The following is a 2,487-nucleotide window of genomic DNA, read 5'->3' as shown; positions in this document are numbered from 1 at the left end:
AGAATTTGTATAGTGTTTTATAGCCCAGCTTTTCCGCTCCTTCGGAGCGCAAAACCTGGACCAAAATTTTTACCCCAACTGGGAGTAAAAAATCTTTTTTTCTTTTTTTAACCATTTTTCTTCATGTTTTTATTTTATTTTATCTATAACCTGCTTTTAATACAAAGTTCACATCCTGTACTCTAAAGTAGTCATAATTCAACCCATCATTGGATATTAAAACATCTGTCATGTTCTTTGGAATGGCTACTAAAACTGTTTTAAAATCATTAGCTCTATTTTTAGGAACATTAAAGTGTATTGAATAGATTTCATCAGATGAATTTTCCAAATCTTCCAAAAAGAACGGATTTAAGTCAATGACTTCCTGATTTAATATTTCCTTATTTTCCTTTGTTCTATTTAGACTCTCAAAAATCCAGTAAGTGCCAGTGTCTTTAACAGATTCATCGCTTATCAGATAATACTCATACTCATCTAAAGATTCCTTATATACTCTAAAGCTTTTACATACCCAAAGAGATCTTCCATCATTTGAATGATTAGTTAAATTAGGATTAGTGTCATGATTACAAAACATATCTTTATTGTAATCATCTCCGAACAGCTCAAAATCATTGAAATTGTACACTACAAAGTTGGAATAGAAATCACATTTCACTGTTCTATTCACTGTTACAATGTTATTATCATTGACATTATCATTCTCATTATCAAAATCATATCCCATCTCTATAGGCCTTATTTGACTGTTTAAAGGATAAATAACCATTGAACTCATGACACTATCATTAAACAGATTCCTATCTACAAGCGAATCGTAATTGTTTTTTATCTTAATCAGCTTATTATAGGAAATCGCATTTGACATTATCATTTCATCACTTGCACTTTCATCAAAAAACTCACCATTCTCCACATTTTTATTCTTTATTGCAAGTCCTGGAATGATATTTTTTGACACGATTCCATTTTTCAATCCTTCATCATCTTCCCAATTTTCAGGATTTCCAGGATTATTCAATAGATAATCAGATGACTCAATAGCAATAGCTTCAAGAGATGAAATTTCCTCTTCACTTAAGATTTTTTCATTCAGCCCATCACTTAAATTGGCCACCACTCCTATTATGAAAATAAGAAGTATGATAGACAGAAGCAGTTCACTGGAGTACAATAGGCCGTATTGGTCTTTTATTAAATTCTTCATCAACATAACCCCTAGAATCCACTCATTCCATACTTGACCTTATGGCCATGAGAGTCAAGATAGAGAATCTCATTCAATCCATTTTCAGTATTGTAGATGACTTCAACTCCAGAATAGATATCATCGCTGAATATTACATGGTCTGATCCACATGCTGACACACGGCCAGATTCATTTGTTTTTTGAGGATTTATAAATGTTTCAAAACCATAATGCTCGCATCCGCTTTTTCCTTCAAGCCTGCATAGATAACATGCTCCATCTCTGCTTTCATGATAATATCCATTGTCCCTGCAGTTTTTCATGATCTTTCCTTGGTCATCTCCATGATGCTTGTAAGGGTCATATGGACATTTCCTTATAATCAGTGGAGAGTTGGCATCAATATAAAAAGAGTAGTTTTCAACACCTTTTGACCTTAAGAATTCAGACAATGAATTACCATAATTGTAGAAGCTCTCATTGTATGAAAGGCCATGATAATCTTTCAAATAAAGAATAGGAACAGGATCCTTTAAACCAATGAAGTCAACATCAGATGACACGATTTTTTCAAATGAGTAATCTCCTTTTACACTTAAGATGTGAGTCTTGAATTTATATGAGAAGGGATTTGATGTATTTTCAATAGCTATTAGTGATGAATTGATTTGGATACCGTAGTTTTCATAGTATTCCTGGTTTTTTGCACTTAGCTTTCCATCAACTATTTCCTTCAAATCGCTTTTGGAGTCTAAAGATGGCCTTTTGTCTTTTATAATCTCCTCACTTAAGTCTTCCAATGCTTCATGTTCAATAAGTGGAAGGTTTCTTATGTAGTCATTTACAATATATTGAAAGTTATTGGATGAAACAATCTCTCCATTTTCCCTTTCCTGATTAATTGCAACATTTAAAATGATTATTGACAATAGCAAAAAGCCGATTAGAATCAAGCTTGTGAGGATGATTGAAAAATTTCCCTTCTCATCATTCAATAATTCTTTTCTTGTAGAATCATTTCCATACTTTTTATCCTTTTCATCGTCGTTATTTTTATTATTAATCTTCATTAATTGCTTTATATTTAAAAATAATATTTAAATCTTTCTCAATTTTAATTATAATCTTTTAAAATCATTATAATTTAATAAAAAAAGTGTAAATTACTTATTAATTATAACTTTTCACTTTTGGTATAATTAATTATTAAAAAAAAACTTTAATTGGTAAAGAATAGGAATTTAACTTAAAACTTTATTATAGATGAATTATAAATAAAATAGTATTATAAGTAA

2 protein-coding genes are annotated in these 2,487 nt (G+C 30.3%); both read right to left on the bottom strand.

Going from position 1 to position 2,487, the window contains the following annotated elements; genetic code table 11:
- Positions 1-139: 139 nt before the first annotated feature.
- A complete protein-coding gene (locus VW161_RS08840; protein ID WP_304135542.1) occupies positions 140-1,210 on the bottom strand; it encodes a hypothetical protein in 1,071 nt (356 codons plus the stop codon).
- 11 nt (positions 1,211-1,221) lie between these two features.
- Positions 1,222-2,262 carry a hypothetical protein gene (locus VW161_RS08835; RefSeq protein WP_325192962.1) on the bottom strand — a complete coding sequence of 347 codons (1,041 nt, stop codon included), beginning with the start codon at positions 2,260-2,262 and terminating at the stop codon, positions 1,222-1,224.
- Positions 2,263-2,487: the final 225 nt, after the last annotated feature.

Origin of the sequence: Methanobrevibacter ruminantium, assembly GCF_016294135.1 — an archaeon.
Lineage (GTDB): Archaea > Methanobacteriota > Methanobacteria > Methanobacteriales > Methanobacteriaceae > Methanobrevibacter > Methanobrevibacter ruminantium_A.
This window is presented reverse-complemented; position numbering and strand designations above follow the sequence as displayed.